Source organism: Virgisporangium aurantiacum (assembly GCF_016863635.1).
GTDB lineage: Bacteria > Actinomycetota > Actinomycetes > Mycobacteriales > Micromonosporaceae > Virgisporangium > Virgisporangium aurantiacum.
The window spans coordinates 1-15,111 of the sequence record NZ_BOPG01000024.1 but is presented as its reverse complement, the minus strand read 5'-3'; the positions used below and the strand labels follow the sequence as shown (position 1 = coordinate 15,111).

The window sequence follows — 15,111 nt, the reverse complement described above, 5'->3', positions numbered from 1 at the left end:
AGTCCGAGTGGCGGAATGGCAGACGCGCTAGCTTGAGGTGCTAGTGCCCGTATAGGGTGTGGGGGTTCAAGTCCCCCCTCGGACACAAACCTTTTCCCAACGGCGCAGCGGATCGATCTCCGCGTGCGCCGTTTGTGTTTCGTGATGCCAGTTGAGGCGCAGGCCGAGTTGGCGGTAGACCTCGGCCTTGTCGGCCGGGTCCGCCTGAGCGAGGACGGCCAGGATGTCGCCGAGTTGGCCGACCAGGGTCGCGATCTCCTCGGCGGTCATCCGCCGGCTGCTCTTGCCGGGGCTCGTGCCGCTCAGTAGCGCTTCTGCCGCTTTCCGTTCGGCCTGGACCTGGCTGATCCAGCCGGTCACGACTGCCGGGTCGGCGCCGGCGTCGAGGGCGGCGCGGTAGCGGGCAAGTTTCGCGTCGCAGTCGCGCAGCACGGCGGCGGCGGTCGTGGCGGCCGAGTCCGGTTGATCGGGCTCGTCCTGGGCGGCGGTGAGCTGATCGATAGTGTCCTGTCGGTGGTTCGGGCTGAACAGCCCGGCAAGCCAGCCGTCGAGGTGCGGGACGAGGAGGTCTTCGCGCAGGATGACGTTGCGGGGGTGCTCGATCCGGTTGGCCAGGGCGTACTCCTGCGGGAACCGGCACCGGTAGTAGGCCACGCCGTGGGAGTGCTGCCCCTGCATCTTCCGCCCGCACACGGCGTCGTAGACGGCGCCCTTGAATACGTACGGGTGGCGGCTCCGGCGCGGTCCCCGCGGGCTGCCCAGCCGGGTGCCGCGCCGGGTCAGGATCTGCTGGGCGTGATCGAAGGTGTCCTCGTCGATCAGCGGCTCGTGAACCAGCTCACGCGAGCGGATCCAACTGTCCGGCGAGTTCCACCGCATGACGTTGGTGTGGCCGAGGGCGACGTCGTCAACGTCGAGGAGGATCTCGTCGGTGCGCTGCTTGTTCCACACCTGCCGGCCGGTGTAGCGCGGGTTGGTCAGGATCACCCGCACCGCGCTCTTGGACCAGGCGATCCCCGACCGGTGCCGGTTTCGTGCCCGGTCGTACGCCGACGGGCACGCGATCCCGTCACGGGTGAGCCCTTCGGCGATGACATACAGCCCGTTCCCGGTCAGGAACTCGGTGAAGATCCGCTGCACGACTGGAGCGGTGGCGGGATCCGGGGTCAGGCCGTGCAGTCGGCGTCCCTCGGCTGCCTTGGCCGGGTTCGGGTGCGGGCCGAGGTCGGCGAGGGTGTATCCGTACGGCGGGCGGCCGCCGAGGAACCGGCCTTCCAGTTCGGTCTGCGCCGCCATCGCGGTGCGGACCCGGACCTTGACCCGGCTGCGTTCGCCCTTGCTCATCCCGCCGAAGACGGACATGACCAGCTCGTGCGCCTCGTTTTCCGGGTCGATCGGGCCGCCGATCTCGGGCACCCACAGGGCCACGCCGTAGTGCTGGAACAGCGGCGCGGTCAGGCCGAACTGGTTGCCGTAGAACGCCCGGTGCGGCTCCCCGATGACCACCGCGTCGAACCCACGATCACGATTCCGCAACGCCGCCAGGAGGCGGGAGGCGTCGGGACGCCGCTGCCACGGCAATGCACGGGTCTGGCCGATGTCGAAGAACTCGGTCACGATCTGGCCGCCGCGCGGCTCGACCAAGGCCCGGGCTCGGGTCAGTTGCCAGCCGCGCGAGGACTCCGGGTCCTGGTTGTCCTCGGTCGACACGCGACCGTAGAAGGCGAAGTCCACAGCTTCACTCCTCAGCAGATCGGTCCTGTTCGTCCCCGTGCCGCCGGGCCGCGCTGAGCAAGATCCGAAGTAGTGCACGTGCGGCACCGGTCGTGAGGTCGGGCGTCGCCGACGGCAGCCGCACTCGGATCTCTTCGGCAGGCGTGGGATTGCCGGTGGCAGCGGGAGGGCCGCCACCATAGTTGGCCTCTTGACCAGCAGTCACGGTCTCTTCGAGCCTAATACCTTGCAGCTCGCTGTCAGGGCCAGTGCGGTGTGGTTTGGTGCGGCGTTGTTCGGCGGTTGTCGGACGGTGCCGCTGGTCATCGGCGGCCTCGCCACCAGGTGGGCAGCACGTCCGGGACGCGGTAAACGAGGACGTCGTCGTGGATGACCCGCGGTCGCGAGAGGCGTCGCCGGTTACGGGTAATCGGGCGTCGCGCGCGTCTGGTGTCGCTGATGGGGACGTGTAGGGCGGCAATGCGTTCGACGAGGGCGAGCCCGGCCCACTCGGCGGCATACGCGATCGGCACGGTGAGGTCCAGCATCTGGTGCCCGCGGTGCAGCAGCCGGCTGGTCAGCACGATGGTTGTGCCCGAGCGCAGCAGCGGGATCCAGCAGGCGAATGACAACTTGAGGTCGGTCTCCATCTGACCGACGAGGTCGGCGTTGCTCCACCGTCGCCCCGAGTGGCCAGATGCGTTCAGCCGGGCGGGTGGCGTGGTCAGGACCAGGTCGACGGTGCCGCGCAGCCGTCGCGGCACCGGTTGAAGGTGGCGGGCGTCGCCGCGCAGGATCATGGCCGCGCCGGTGGCGCCGTGCTGGCGGGCATGGTGGAGGTTACGTTCGGTCAGCTCGACCCATCGCGGGTCAATGTCGACGCCGATCGCGCGGCGGCCGACATGGACCGCTTCGACCACCGTGGTTCCGCTTCCGACGAACGGGTCAAACACAGTCTGCCCCGGGCGGCTGTACCGCTCGATTGCCGTGGCGGCCAGGGCTGGACGGGTCCGCTGCGGGTGGCACTGTGTCTGCGGCAGGTACCTGCCGGCGCGTTGGGAGGCGCCATTGTCCTGGCCGGTGGGCCACACTGTGGCCGCTGGCCCGACGTGGCTCTGCCCGATGCCGCTGATCGCCGCTTGTAGTGGCGTCGTGGATGTGTACACCCAGCAGGGTGTGGCCGCTGTGCGCGGCGTGGCCAAGACCGCGTCGGGGGTGTGGCCGCTGGGCGAACGGCTTGCCGCGCCGGTGTGGTCACCCATCGTCGGCGGTCTTGACATCGTGGACACCGAAGATGAGCAGGTCGGCGTGCGGATGCTCACATGTGGCCGCGTCCGGGTCGAGGGCGGCGATGTGGCGGATCTTGTTCAGCCCGGCCGTGGCCGCTGCGCCACCGAGCGCGGTCAGGTGCGCCATCCGCTGGCCGTTGTCGACGGAGACGGCGATCACGAGACGACCGGCGACGCCGAGCAGCGATCGGCATGCGGTCAGCAGCCACCGGGGGTTGACCGCGGGGCGGGGCCAGTGCAACAGGATCAGATCGAGGTAGCCGGCGGCGTGGCTCATCGTCGCCAGGTGGTGGGCTCCGCCGAGTGCGTGGTGACGGCGTCCAGTCGCTGCCGCGGTGGCCGCGAAGGCGATGTCGTCGTCGATGTCGAGAACGACGTCCTCGACCTTTGTCTGGTCGTCGAGCAGCAGGTGGGCCAGTCGCGGGGACAGGCAGCCGGGCTGCTGCGCTGGCGCGGCGCGCCAAATGGCGGGACGGGCCTCGCCCGGCAGCGCCAGCCGGTCGGCGAGGTGGTCGTCGAGTCGCGAGCCGAGACAGTCGTGCTGTTGGTGGTGTCGATCCATGGCGGGTTGCGGCTCCCGCGCTGGCCAGTCACGCATGCATCAAGGAAATGCAGCTGATCGCCGTCACCGATTACCGGCGAGGCATCGACGGTGCCGAGCTGTGATCCCGTGTGACAGCGGCAGCGGCGTGGCCGGCGACGCTAGAGATGCCCAACGTCGTGGCGGATTCAAGGACTGACATGCTGTCTGTGCCCGCCACGCCCACGAACAGCCGCTGTCGGTCCCTCCCCCGCCAGTAGCTCACAGTGAGTAAGCAGCGCTCGCGAAGCGCCGACTTCACGCATCAGAGTTGCTCGGCGTAATCTCGCCAAACGTCCTGCGGCCGGGTTCAAGGCCCGCCCCCGGTTCGGCGGCTACACTCCGTGCTTGGCCGTGTTGTCCGCGCGGAAGGTGGCCGATGACGACCTCGAAGGTCGCTCTGCACGGCGGCGGGGCTTCCAAGGTCAGCGGAATCTACGAAGACCACTGGACCATGTACGTGCTGATCGACCTGCTGATCGGCCAGGCCGAGTCGATCACGCTGGAGCCGCCGGGCACCGCCGGGGTCGGCTTCGAGTTCTTCGTCGACCGGCCCGACACACGCGAGTGGCACCAGGTGAAGTACCAGAACTCAAAGTCGGGGAAGTGGACGCTCCCCGCGCTGGACAGCGAACACGTGCTCGACAACTTCCGCGCCAAGCTCGCCGGCGACGAGCGGTCCACCTGCGTCTTCGTCTCCGCGCACGCCGCCCACCCACTCGGAAAGCTGTGCGACCACGCCGCCGAAAGTGCTTCGCTCGCCTACTTCGTCACGCACTTCCTGTCGAGCCAGGAGCTGACGGACGCATTCAACGACCTCCAGCACAAGCACTGGCGCGTCACCGGCCAGGATGCGTGGGCCTGGCTACGCAACCGCGTCAGGACGCGGACCCTCGACGCCTGGACGCTCGAGGAGCGGCTGAGTGAACGCGCTGGCGCCTTCCTCGACGGCGACCCCAAGGATGCGATCGCCTCTCTCCTCAGGATCGTCCGCGGATCCCTGTATCGGCCGCTCGACCGGGAGGAACTGATCCGGCGCTTGGCCGAGGACGGAACGACGCTGCGCGGGGCGGGCGCCTCGGCCGACGAGGTCCGTGCGACGACGGAGCGCTTCCGCGTCGGCGTGGATAATAGCCTCGTCAACTCCTCGTTCCTGCCGCGCGACGAGATCCCGCACATCGTCCGGTCCTTGGGATCCTCCCGGTCGGTGCTGGTCACCGGCGGGAAAGGCAGCGGCAAGAGCGCTGTGCTAGCCGGGGTAGCGGGCATCCTTGTCCGCTCCGGCGCCGAGGTTCTCACCGTCGACGTGACGAGGCTCGTGCGCGAGACGTCCAGCGCCGAGGTCGGCCGGGCGTTCGGACTCGCCGCTCCCCCGGCTGCCGCGCTGGCCGCGGTGGCGCGGAACAGGCAGGGCGTCCTGGTGATCGACTCGTTGGACTCCGTCGGCGTCAATCGGGACAAGCCGGTCGAGTTGTTCCGGGCGGTGAGCGAGGTGCTGCGCGAGGCAGCCGCCTATCCGAACCTGGCCGTCCTCGTCTCGTGCCGTACTGAGGATCTGGACACCGACACCCGGCTGCGCGGCCTGGTGGCGGAGCCGGATCCCGCCGCCCGGTTCGATGTGGGACTGCTGTCGCGCGGGCAGGCGACCGGCGCGCTCGTCACCGCAGGACACGACCTGTCGAAGTTCGGCGACGTTCAGATCGCGATCCTTCGGGTCCCGGGCAACCTGCGGATCCTCACCAAGGTGCCGCCGGCGGAGCTCTTCGACTTCGGCACCGAGCAGGAGCTCATCGACGGATACCTGGATTGGGCGGTGCGGACGTGACCGCCAAGTGGAGCGCGCTGAAGCTGATCGCGGAGCGGGCCAAGGAGACCGGCGCCCACGGGGTCGACGCGCGGGAGGTCGAGTCGCTGTCGGCGGTCGTGGAGGAGCTCGTTCGGGACGGGGTTCTGGTCCGAGAGCGGAACGACCTCCGGTTCTCGCACGAGGCGTTGTTCGACCAGGTCATCGCGCGGTCGTGGGCGGAGTCGGAGCGGCCCCTCGCCTCGGCCCTGCTGGACACCAACCAGGATCTCTCGCATCGCTCGCTGGTGCGGCAGGTGCTCATCTACCAGCGAGGCACCGACCGTGCGGCCTACGAACGTTCCATCTCTGAGCTCCTGGGCGACCCCGGTATCCGGTATCACCTCAAGGACGTCGTACTGTCGGTGCTGGCCTCGGATCCAGCGCCGACACCGGCGCTCTGGAGGATTGTCAGCGCTGACCCCGTCGCGGAGGTGCTCACGACGCCCGCATGGTTCGCGTACGCGGATGCCACCGGGGTGGTGCTGCGATGGGCCGCCGGTGACCGGCCGGACCTGGCGGCGACCATGCTCGATGCTGCCCTGAAATGGGACGCCGACCGGGTCGCGGAGATTCTAACGACCCTCCTCCCCCAGCCGGCGTGGCGGGACAGACTGCGCCTGCTCATCGACCGGGCCCCGGCGGGTTCCTCTCCGGCCTTCTGCCGACTCATCGCCACGGCGCTGGACCGCGGCCTGTTCGACGACAACGGGCTGCTGGTCGACGACTTGTTCCTTTATTCCCTGACCGAGGGCGAGGACAACGCCGAGGGCAGACTCGCAGTACTAGCCGCGTTCGTTGCCCGGTGGTTCGCGCTTTCGGCTCAACACGGGTCGAGGCTCGGAACCGTCGTCGAACGGCATCACTCAGTCACAAACTTCCTCCAGGCGATGGCATCCCGTCACCCCGACGCGTTCGTGTCGATCGTGCTCCCCCACGTGGCGGCGATGCTGGCCTTCACCGAGGTCAGCTGGTGGCCGTCGATCTCGAGTTCCGTCGAGGATCCGGTGGACGCGCTGCTGGTCGCCCTCGCCGATGCCCTGACCGGTCTGGACTCCTTTCCCCACGAGGCCGACCTCGTGGCGTTGCCGGACCTGGAAGTCGCCCGCTTCCTGCTGTATCGGACCTGGGCCGGAAACGCGGACCGGTACGCGGATCGGGCCTTCGATTTCCTCTTGGCCGACCCGGCGCGGTACCGGTGCGGATACATCGACAGCGCGTACTGGGTCACGCACGAGCTCCTCAGCGCGATCCATCCCCGGCTGTCGCCACGACGGCGGCTCGCCTTGGAGGAGTCGATCCTCGCCTTCTATCCCGACTGGGAAAGGTCGGCGCGTACGCGAACGGCCCGAGGGTCCGCGCAGTTCGTCCTCCTCGATGCCCTGGATCCCGCACTCATGTCGCCGGACGCGCGTCGGCGCCGCGACGAGCTGCGGCGCAAGTTCGGCGAGGACCCCCGGCCCCCACAGGGCGCAGAGTTCGGCTTCGTCCCCTCGCCGATCGAGCCGGCGGCCGCGGCGCGCATGACGGACGAGCAGTGGCTCAGTGCCATGCGGCGCTACGACTCCGACGAACGGGAAGGGTGGCTGCAAGGCGGTCCCCACGAACTGTCCGCCGTGTTGCAGGACGTGGCACGGACCGATCCGGGTCGCTTCCTGCGCCTGGTGGTCGGGATGCCGGACGACGTGCACCGGGCGTATCCCGACGCGATCCTGATCGCCGTCGGCGACTCCGTCGGCGATGCAGAGGCCGACGCCCTGTACGCGGCGTTGCGACGGCTCCACGATCTCCCGGGCCGCCCGGGCGGTCGCTGGATGGGCAGGCCGCTCGCCCGTCTGGCCGACACGGACATCCCGGACGACGTGCTGGAGATTATCCGCTGGTACGCCACTGAGGACGCCGACCCGCACGAGGACTCGTGGCTGCCCGCCGACAGGAACGACGGCGGGGATCCGCTGACAGCGGGCATCAACAGCGTCCGCGGCGCCGCGGCCGAGACGATCAGTGCTCTCCTCTGGCCGCGTCCGCAGCGCCTGCCGCTGTTCGCCGACACCCTGCGACGCCTGTGCACAGACCGGGTCGGTGCTGTGCGGGCTTGCGCCGCGCGCGCGGTGCTCACCGTGGCGAAACACGATGAGACCTTCGCTCGGGAACTGCTCGAGATGCTCGTGCGCCGGGCGCACGACGCCGTGCTGGCCACGCGGTACGTCGAGCGCTGCATCGCCCGGTTCAAGGCCGACCCGGGGCCGCGCCTGCGGCGGGTGGTGCGCCGGATGGTCACCTCGCCAGTCCCCGCCGTCCGCGAGGCGGGCGGTCGCCTGACGGCCCTGATGGCCTTGGAATCCGGAGCGACGGCCGCCTTACTCAGCGGGACGGTCGGGCGCTCACCGGAATCACGTGCGGGGGTCGCCCAAGTCGCCGCGGCCTTCTTCGCAGCCCAGAACCCCCGGGTACGGGAATGGTGCGCCGAGTGGCTGGACCACCTCTTTCACGACGAGGATCCGTCGGTACGCGGCGCAGCCGCCAACTGGATCCGGTCCTTCACCGAGACGGACCCGACCAGCCGGGCCCTCCTGCCGCCGTTCCTGGCCAGCCCCGCCTACGTCGACGATCCCTGGCCCGTGCTCAAAGCCCTGGATAAATCGCACCGGCTGGGCTCGGAGGCCATCATCGACGCCCTCCGCCCCTTACTGACCGCCGAGGCGCGCCCCGGCCCGCGCCGGGTCAGGCGTCCGGCCCATCAGAACTTGGTGGCCGACATGGCCGTCCGTGCCTATGCCTCCGCCGATACGCCTGCCGTGCGCACTGCGGCCCTGAACCTGATCGACGACCTGCTGTCCGAGCGAGACCCCCACATCCGCCACCAGCTGACCCGATACGAGACCACCACCGCCTGATCAAGGGACGGATGGGGGCGCCAACGTCGCCTCGGCAGCGTTCGTCGGCTGGAACTAGGTCGGAGTGGCGAGTACTTCACGGAGCCGGCGGGTGGACACGCCCAGCCGTGCGGCCACCTCGGCACGGGATAGATGCGGCTCTGTTTCGATGATCTGACGCGCAAGTTGGCGGGTGGTGGCGGCGGGCCGACGCAGCCGGGAGTGCGTGCGTGACGGCTTCAGCATGCGGCGGGCGATTGGTGTGCCCGCAGGTTCCGCCGTCTCGACATCAGCGCCCTCGGCCGGCGGCAGTTGCGGCGGAACATCGACTGTTCCGCCGAGCGGCGAGAGGACGGCGGTGCGGCGGCTCCGTGCCGTGGCCGTGGGTTTCCCCACGGCAGCGAGCGGCGGGACGGCGGCGGAGTCTCCGCCACCTGTCGCCGCCTCGATCAGGTTCACGGCGCCAAGGCGGCTGTTGGTGACCGGCGGAAGGTGGGTGTTTGGCCGGGCCAGAACTTCCGCCGCACCGTCGGCGGGTGGTAGTGCGGCGGCGATCGTAACTGCCGCCGGTGTGATGTTCGTGGCGGCTGCGGGCGGAACTTCCGCGGCGGCCGTCGGCGGAACTTCCGCGGAGGAGGGACCGGTCGGCCGGGCCAGCATCTCCACGACCAGGAGGAGCGCCACCGCTGGCCAGGCGGCCACGATCCGGGCGCCGATGCTGGGTTGGGCGGCGGCGATGTTGGCCGCGACGGAGGCGAGGACGCCGGCGGTAAATGCCAGGCGTGCGATGGGGCGAACGCGGTGGCTGCGGCGCTTGTCGTCGACCATCACCACGCTGGCGACGATCAGCATGCCGTCGACGCTGAACGGAAGCGCGTAGGCGACCTCGGGGCGTTCGCCGAAGGCCAGCGCGACGTGGACCATGTGCGAGTACGACGACCACGCCGCGATCGCGGCGACCGCGCCGGCGGAGACGTTGCGTGCTGCGCTGGTTCCACCCGCCATCGCTGCCCCCTCTCCCACGGAACTCGCGTATGCGCTGGGTCCGGTGAGCCCGGACTATTCGTAATAGCCCGCCGGGACCCGCCAACGGTCAAGCTATGTGAGTCCGTGTGAGGCCCGCCCGGGATCGAGGAATCACACGAAGTCACACGCAATCACATTGCAGGTCCTGGACATGAGGTCTCCCGAGCAGCTCGCCGCCGTCGTTGGAGATCTTGCACGCTGACTCGACGTCACATCGGGCGACACCACGGTTGACCTGTGGTTATGTTCTCCATCCCGGTGTTCGGTTGTGCGGATCGATGCATCCCAAGGGCTACAGATTCCCCAACCTCGCCGCTCGTGTGGGACCGGTGTGACGGTGCCGGTGCCTTGATGGCTCTCCCAGACCCGCGCGAGCGCAGACCAGCGCGGGCCGACAACTGTAGGAGGGTTCGACGATGGCGCGACGCTCGCGTTCGGACTACACGACATCGGCGCTGCGGGTGGCGCAGCAGGTGTTCCTTGCCGCGACGACCGAGCCGACGAATCTCGTCCTGCGCCGCGAGGATCTCGACGGCGATGTTCCTCAGGACGTTCGGACGCAGCTACCGCCCGGGCGGATTCTGTTGCGTCCGCTGCGGGATCTGTTGCTGCGCCGGCAGACGCCGTTGGCGGTGCGGGATGCGGTCTGGCGGGTGCTGATCCGCCGGGCACGTAGTGACCGCTCTACATGGCTCGTGGTCGCCCTGGGAATGGCGATGCCGGGACTCCGTCGTGAGGCTCGTGCCCTCACCCTGGATTCCGCCGGCGATCGCGACGATGTGGAGTCCGCGCTGGCCGAGGGGTTCGTCGCGGAGTTGTACCGGGTGGACGTGACGGCGCGGGCGTTGTGCGCCCGGCTGGTCCGCGCGGCCCATCGGGCCGGGGTGAAGCAGGTGTACCACGACGCGGCGGCGCGGGGCGTTGTCTGGTCGCAGTTCGCCTCCTGCGCCCCGCAGACGCCGTGGGGGCATCCGGACTTCGTCCTGCTCGACGCCGTGCGGGCAGGGGTGCTTTCGCGGGCGGAGGCGTGGCTGATCGGGGTGACCCGGCTGGAGCGCGCCGCCGTCGACGAGGTGGCATCGATGCTGGGCGAACGGCCCAACACGGTGGTGGTTCGCCGCCATCGCGCCGAGCGTCGACTGCGGGACGCGATCGCGGTCGGAACCGTGACGTGTAGCCCTTTCCCCGGCGCGACCGCGTCTCCACCGTCCGCTTCGGACTGATGAGCCGGTGTGGGTCGATGTGAGTCGGCGGGCCGGTAATCACCGGCTCACACGGCCGCTCTTCCCGGGTGCGGGATCCATCGCAAGGCGTCGGTGAGTCCCGTCTCGCTCGCGGGGTGGGCGGTCTGGCTGGACACGGTCACGCATGCAGCCGATCGCGTCGACGGAAGGGAGAAAGGGCTCCCACGCCGCCCTCCCGCCGAGTGAGGACCGTCCGGCCGAACTGTGGAGGTAGATCCGATGAAACGTAGCAACATCCGGCACCGACTGATCCGGATGGCGGCCGCGGTCGCCATGACCGTGGCCTTGTCGGTCGCCGCCGGGTCACCGGCCTTTGCCGCTGAGCCTGATCCGACCCAGCGACTGACGACGATTCTGGACAACGCCACGGGGTGGTTGATGGGCATCCTGGCCGCGATCGCCACGTTCTTCGCGACCGTTGGCGGGGTCCGGTACGTGATGGCCGGCGGTGATCCGGGTGAGGTGGAGAAGGCCAAGTCGGCGTTCAAGTCCGCCGGTCTCGGCTACGCGCTGGCCGCGCTCGCTCCGATCCTGGTCGCGATCATCAAGGGCATTCTCGGGATCGCCTGACATGGACAGCTGGTACTCAGGCTTGATCGGCGCGCTGGGCGGGGCGATTTTGAACTGGTTGACCTCGGCCACCCAGGCCGCGCTGAATTGGGTGTTGGGGTTGCTGTCGGGCTCGGTGTTCTCCAGCCCTGATGTCACCGGGCTGCCGCAGGTGTCCTACGTGTCCGGTCGGGCGCTGCTGGTCGCCAACGGTTTCATGGTGCTCGTCGTCATGGTCGTGGGCGTTATCGCGATGACCCACGGGAATGTGCAGGAGCGGTATTCGCTGAAGGAGCTGCTGCCGCGCATGCTGATCGGGTTTCTGGCCGCGAACATGGCAACGCCCATGGTGCGGGCGGCCATCACCGGCGCGAACGCTGTGACCGGCGCCCTGTCCGGGGACAGGTTCACCTCCGATGACGCGTTCACCCAGATCCGCCGGGTGATCCTCGGCTCCACCACCGACTCGACGATGTTCGTGGCGGCGCTCGTGTTGCGTGAACTCGCGCTGTGGATGCTCATCGGGCTGGTCTTCACCTGGTTGGGCCGCATTGCTGTTCTGCTGGTCGTTGCGGGCACCGCCCCGGTCGCGCTGATGTGCCACGCCTTGCCGTACACGGAGGTGGTGGCCCGGCTCTGGTGGCGGTCGCTGGTCGGAGTGCTGTTGGTGCAGGTGCTCCAGGCGGTCACGTTGAACGTGGCGGTGGCGACGTTGCTGTCCAGCGACGCCAATCTGCCGGATCTGGGTCTGCCGAAAGATCCCACCGGCGTGCTGAACATCCTGATCACCTGCTTCGTGCTGTGGCTGGTCATTCGGATCCCGAAGTGGGTCGCCCGCATCGTCGGCGGTGGCGACCTTGGACGCGGCGGGAGTGTCCTCGCCAACATCGTCCGTGTCGTGGTCGTACAGCAGCTCCTCGGCGCGGTCGGCTTTCGTGGCGGTCGGCTGCTGGGCCGTCGCGGTGCGGCCGCGGCCGCTGGACCTCGAGCGCCGGCAAACCACATGCACGCCAACGACCACCAGCACTTGCACCAGCACCTGCACATCCACCCACCCCGGCCGCCGAGGGCCGACGCCGAGCCGCCGCGCCGCGGTCATGTCTGGGTAGACCGATCGCCAAGCGCGCGACCGCATCCGGGCCGGCCGCCGCAGGCGTTGGAAGGCCGGCCGACCCTTCCACCGGCGACCCGCCGCGCGGTCGGCCCCGCATGACCACCGTGGACGGAGGAACATCCGATGAGCTATGACGCCCCGCCGGTCGAGGCGAAAATTCCCGCTGATTTCGACGCGCCGGACCGCGTTGTGTACGGGCTGACCGCCCGGCAGGTCGCCATCGTCGCCACCGCCGGAGTGCTGCTGTGGCTTGCCTTTCAGATCCTGACCCCGGCGGTGCCGGCAGTGGTGTTGGCGACCGCTGCCCTGCCCGTCGGTGGGCTGGCCGCTGCGGTCGCATTGGGGCGTCGCGACGGGATCAGCATGGACCGCTGGATCGCCGCCGCCATCGCCGCCCGCCGTGCACCACGACGCCTGGTCGCCGCAACCGATGCCTCTCCGACCGTCCCCAGTTGGGCACCGGTGCCGCGGACGGCCACCGCCGACGGACTCACGGCCGCGACCGATGACCGCCACGGCCGGACGGCGATGGCACCGCTACGACTGCCGGCGAACGCCATTGGCGAGAACGGAACGGTCGATGTCGACGGCGGCCGGATCGCGGTCACCGCAGCCACCACGGTCAACTTCGACCTGCGCTCCGTCGTTGAGCAGCACGCCCTCGTCGCCGGCATGGGCCGCTGGTTCAACTCGCTGTCGGGCCCGGTGCAGATTGTGATCTCCACGCGCCGCGTTGACTTGTACACCGTCGCCCAGTTGGTCGACGACCGCCTGGACGCGTTGCCGCATTCCGCGTTGGCCGATGCCGCCGCCGGTTACGCGCAGTTTCTGCGTGACCTGGCCGCCGACCGCGACCCACTCGACCGGCGGGTCCTCATCGCCCACCAGGTCGGGCCGCACACCGACCCGGGTGTGGCCCGCCGTGCCGCAGAGCAGACCGCCCGGGCGTTGACCGGGCTCGGCGCAGCCACCCGGGTCCTCGACGGCGGGCAGGTGACCGACGCGCTCGCCGCCGCGTGCGATCCGTGGCGCACCGTCGGCACCGGCCGAACGATCCCCGATGCCGTGATAACCGCCGGACCGGACGAGGAGAAGCCGTGAGATTCACTCGACCCGTCCGGACGTTGACCACCGATCACGCCGGAGCGCACGCCGTTGCGGCAGCGGTCGGGCCGGACAGTGTGGAGGTCGGCGCACGATCGTTGCGCCTGGGATGGGGGTACGCCGCGACGTTCGCCGTGACCGGGTACCCGGCGACCGTCGGCGCACCGTGGTTGGAGCCGATCCTGTCCTGGCCGGGGCGCCTCGATGTCGCCATCCACGTCGAGCCGGTCCGGGCCGACACCGCGGCCGGCCAGCTACGCCGCCAGCGCGCCAAGTTGGAGTCCTCGCGCCGCATCGACGCCGACAAGGGCAGGCTCGGCGATCCGGGCGTCGACGCCGCCGCGGAGGACGCGGCCGAACTGGCCGACCGCGTCGCCCGTGGGGCGGCGAAGCTGTTCCGGACCGGCGTGTACATCACCGTGCACGCTGCCAGCGCCGAAGCGCTGATCGAGGCGTGCGCGCAGGTGCGTGCCGCGGCAGCTTCGGTGCTGCTGGACCTTCAGCCGGTCACCCATCGGCACCTGCACGGCTGGGTCTCCACGCTGCCGCTGGGCACCGACGCGATCCGGATGCGCCGCACCCTCGACACGCACGCCCTGGCCGCCGCGTTCCCGCTCGCCTGCCCGGACCTGCCCGCCCGCCTTCCGGGTGAACCGGCATCGGCCACCGGCGTGTTGTACGGGCTGAACCTCGCCTCCTCCGGCGTGGTCATGTGGGACCGCTGGGCGCAGGACAACCACAACTCCGTCGTCCTGGCCCGATCCGGCAGCGGCAAGTCGTACCTGGTGAAACTCGAAGTGCTGCGCAACCTGTACCACGGCGTCCACGTCGCGGTCGTCGACCCCGAGGACGAGTACGTTCGCCTGGCCGAGCGGGTCGGCGGGACCGTCGTGCAGCTCGGTGCCGCCGGCGTACGGCTCAACCCGCTCGACATCCCGGCCGGGGATCGCCGGGATGTCGCCCTGAACCGCCGGTGGCTGTTCCTGCACACCGTCATCGCCGTGCTCGTCGGCCCCAACCGCGGCACCCCCGACATCGGCCCGGAAGAGACCGCCGCCCTGGACACGGCGATCATCGACACCTACCACCAGGCCGGAATCACCGCCGATCCGGCCACCTGGGACACGCCGGCACCCCTCCTGCGTGACCTCGCCGCCACCCTGGCGACGGCCGAAGACCCAGCGGCCACCAGACTCGCCGCCCGGCTCGCGCCGTGGGTCACCGGCTCGTTCAAGGATCTCTTCGACGGACCCACAACCGGCCGCCCCGACGGGCATCTGGTCGTCTGGTCCCTGCGGCACCTCGCCGACGAGGTCAAGACCATCGGCACCCTGCTCGCCCTCGATCACATCTGGCGAACCATCGACACACCACCCACAAGCCGGCGCGCCCGGCCACACGCGGTGCGTCCGCGGCTGGTGGTCGTGGACGAGGCGTGGACGATGCTGCGTGACGGCACCGCCGCGAACTGGCTGTTCAAGATGGCCAAAGCCGCCCGCAAACGCAGCGCCGGGCTGGCCGTCATCACCCAGGACGCCGCCGATGTGCTGGGCACCGACCTCGGCCGGGCGGTCATCGCCAACAGCGCCACCCAGGTGCTGATGCGGCAGGCCCCGCAAGCCATCGATGCCATCGCCGACGCGTTCCAGCTCACCGACGCCGAACGGCACCTGTTGCTGTCCGCTCGCCGAGGCGAAGCGCTCCTGGTCGCCGGCTCGCACCGCGTCCGGTTCGACGTCGTGGCCTCCGCCGACGAGCACGCCCTTGCGGTAA

General features: G+C 69.8%; 11 protein-coding genes and 1 tRNA gene. 8 read left to right on the top strand and 4 right to left on the bottom strand.

Annotated elements, in window-relative coordinates; translation table 11 throughout:
• Window position 1: 1 nt before the first annotated feature.
• A tRNA-Leu gene (locus tag Vau01_RS18580) sits at window positions 2-85 on the top strand.
• Here Vau01_RS18580 and Vau01_RS18575 read toward each other — a convergent pair.
• The 3 genes from Vau01_RS18575 to Vau01_RS18565 all read right to left on the bottom strand — a co-directional run bounded on the left by Vau01_RS18575 (window position 67) and on the right by Vau01_RS18565 (window position 3,600).
• On the bottom strand, window positions 67-1,734 hold the full coding sequence (locus Vau01_RS18575; protein WP_203994185.1) for a recombinase family protein: 1,668 nt from the start codon (window positions 1,732-1,734) through the stop codon (window positions 67-69). The two genes, Vau01_RS18580 and Vau01_RS18575, sit on opposite strands and share 19 nt — an antisense overlap.
• A 302-nt stretch (window positions 1,735-2,036) precedes the next feature.
• The gene (locus Vau01_RS18570; RefSeq protein ID WP_203994182.1) at window positions 2,037-2,879 is read right to left on the bottom strand and encodes a TRM11 family SAM-dependent methyltransferase; all 843 of its coding nucleotides are present in this window, start codon (window positions 2,877-2,879) and stop codon (window positions 2,037-2,039) included.
• 88 nt (window positions 2,880-2,967) lie between these two features.
• Complete coding sequence (locus Vau01_RS18565) at window positions 2,968-3,600, bottom strand: hypothetical protein (protein ID WP_203994179.1); 633 nt, start codon at window positions 3,598-3,600, stop codon at window positions 2,968-2,970.
• 361 nt (window positions 3,601-3,961) lie between these two features.
• Here Vau01_RS18565 and Vau01_RS18560 point away from each other — a divergent pair, with 361 nt between their 5' ends.
• Both Vau01_RS18560 and Vau01_RS18555 read left to right on the top strand, forming a co-directional pair.
• Window positions 3,962-5,407: an AAA family ATPase gene (locus tag Vau01_RS18560; protein WP_203994177.1), complete on the top strand. Its 1,446-nt coding sequence runs from the start codon at window positions 3,962-3,964 to the stop codon at window positions 5,405-5,407.
• On the top strand, window positions 5,404-8,322 hold the full coding sequence (locus tag Vau01_RS18555; protein WP_203994175.1) for a hypothetical protein: 2,919 nt from the start codon (window positions 5,404-5,406) through the stop codon (window positions 8,320-8,322). The genes Vau01_RS18560 and Vau01_RS18555 overlap by 4 nt, the downstream gene beginning before the upstream one ends.
• Window positions 8,323-8,376: 54 nt before the next feature.
• On the opposite strand, the gene Vau01_RS18550 is transcribed toward Vau01_RS18555, so the two are convergent.
• A complete protein-coding gene (locus Vau01_RS18550) occupies window positions 8,377-9,306 on the bottom strand; it encodes a DUF2637 domain-containing protein (RefSeq protein ID WP_203994173.1) in 930 nt (309 codons plus the stop codon).
• Window positions 9,307-9,743: 437 nt separating this feature from the next.
• On the opposite strand from Vau01_RS18550, the gene Vau01_RS18545 reads away from it, so the two are divergent.
• From Vau01_RS18545 to Vau01_RS18525, 5 genes are all read left to right on the top strand, one after another.
• Entirely contained in the window at window positions 9,744-10,550 is an 807-nt protein-coding gene (locus Vau01_RS18545) for a hypothetical protein (RefSeq protein WP_203994171.1), read from the top strand.
• A gap of 240 nt (window positions 10,551-10,790) precedes the next feature.
• A complete protein-coding gene (locus Vau01_RS18540) occupies window positions 10,791-11,141 on the top strand; it encodes a pilin (RefSeq protein ID WP_239151688.1) in 351 nt (116 codons plus the stop codon).
• Between the two features lies 1 nt (window position 11,142).
• Window positions 11,143-12,333, top strand: a complete 1,191-nt coding sequence (locus tag Vau01_RS18535; RefSeq protein WP_203994169.1) for a TrbL/VirB6 family protein — start codon at window positions 11,143-11,145, stop codon at window positions 12,331-12,333.
• A gap of 24 nt (window positions 12,334-12,357) precedes the next feature.
• Window positions 12,358-13,335, top strand: coding sequence for a PrgI family protein (locus Vau01_RS18530; RefSeq protein ID WP_203994166.1), 978 nt, complete (start codon window positions 12,358-12,360; stop codon window positions 13,333-13,335).
• The coding region (locus tag Vau01_RS18525; protein WP_239151687.1) for a VirB4 family type IV secretion system protein at window positions 13,332-15,111 on the top strand (1,780 nt) is incomplete at its 3' end. The genes Vau01_RS18530 and Vau01_RS18525, both read left to right, overlap by 4 nt.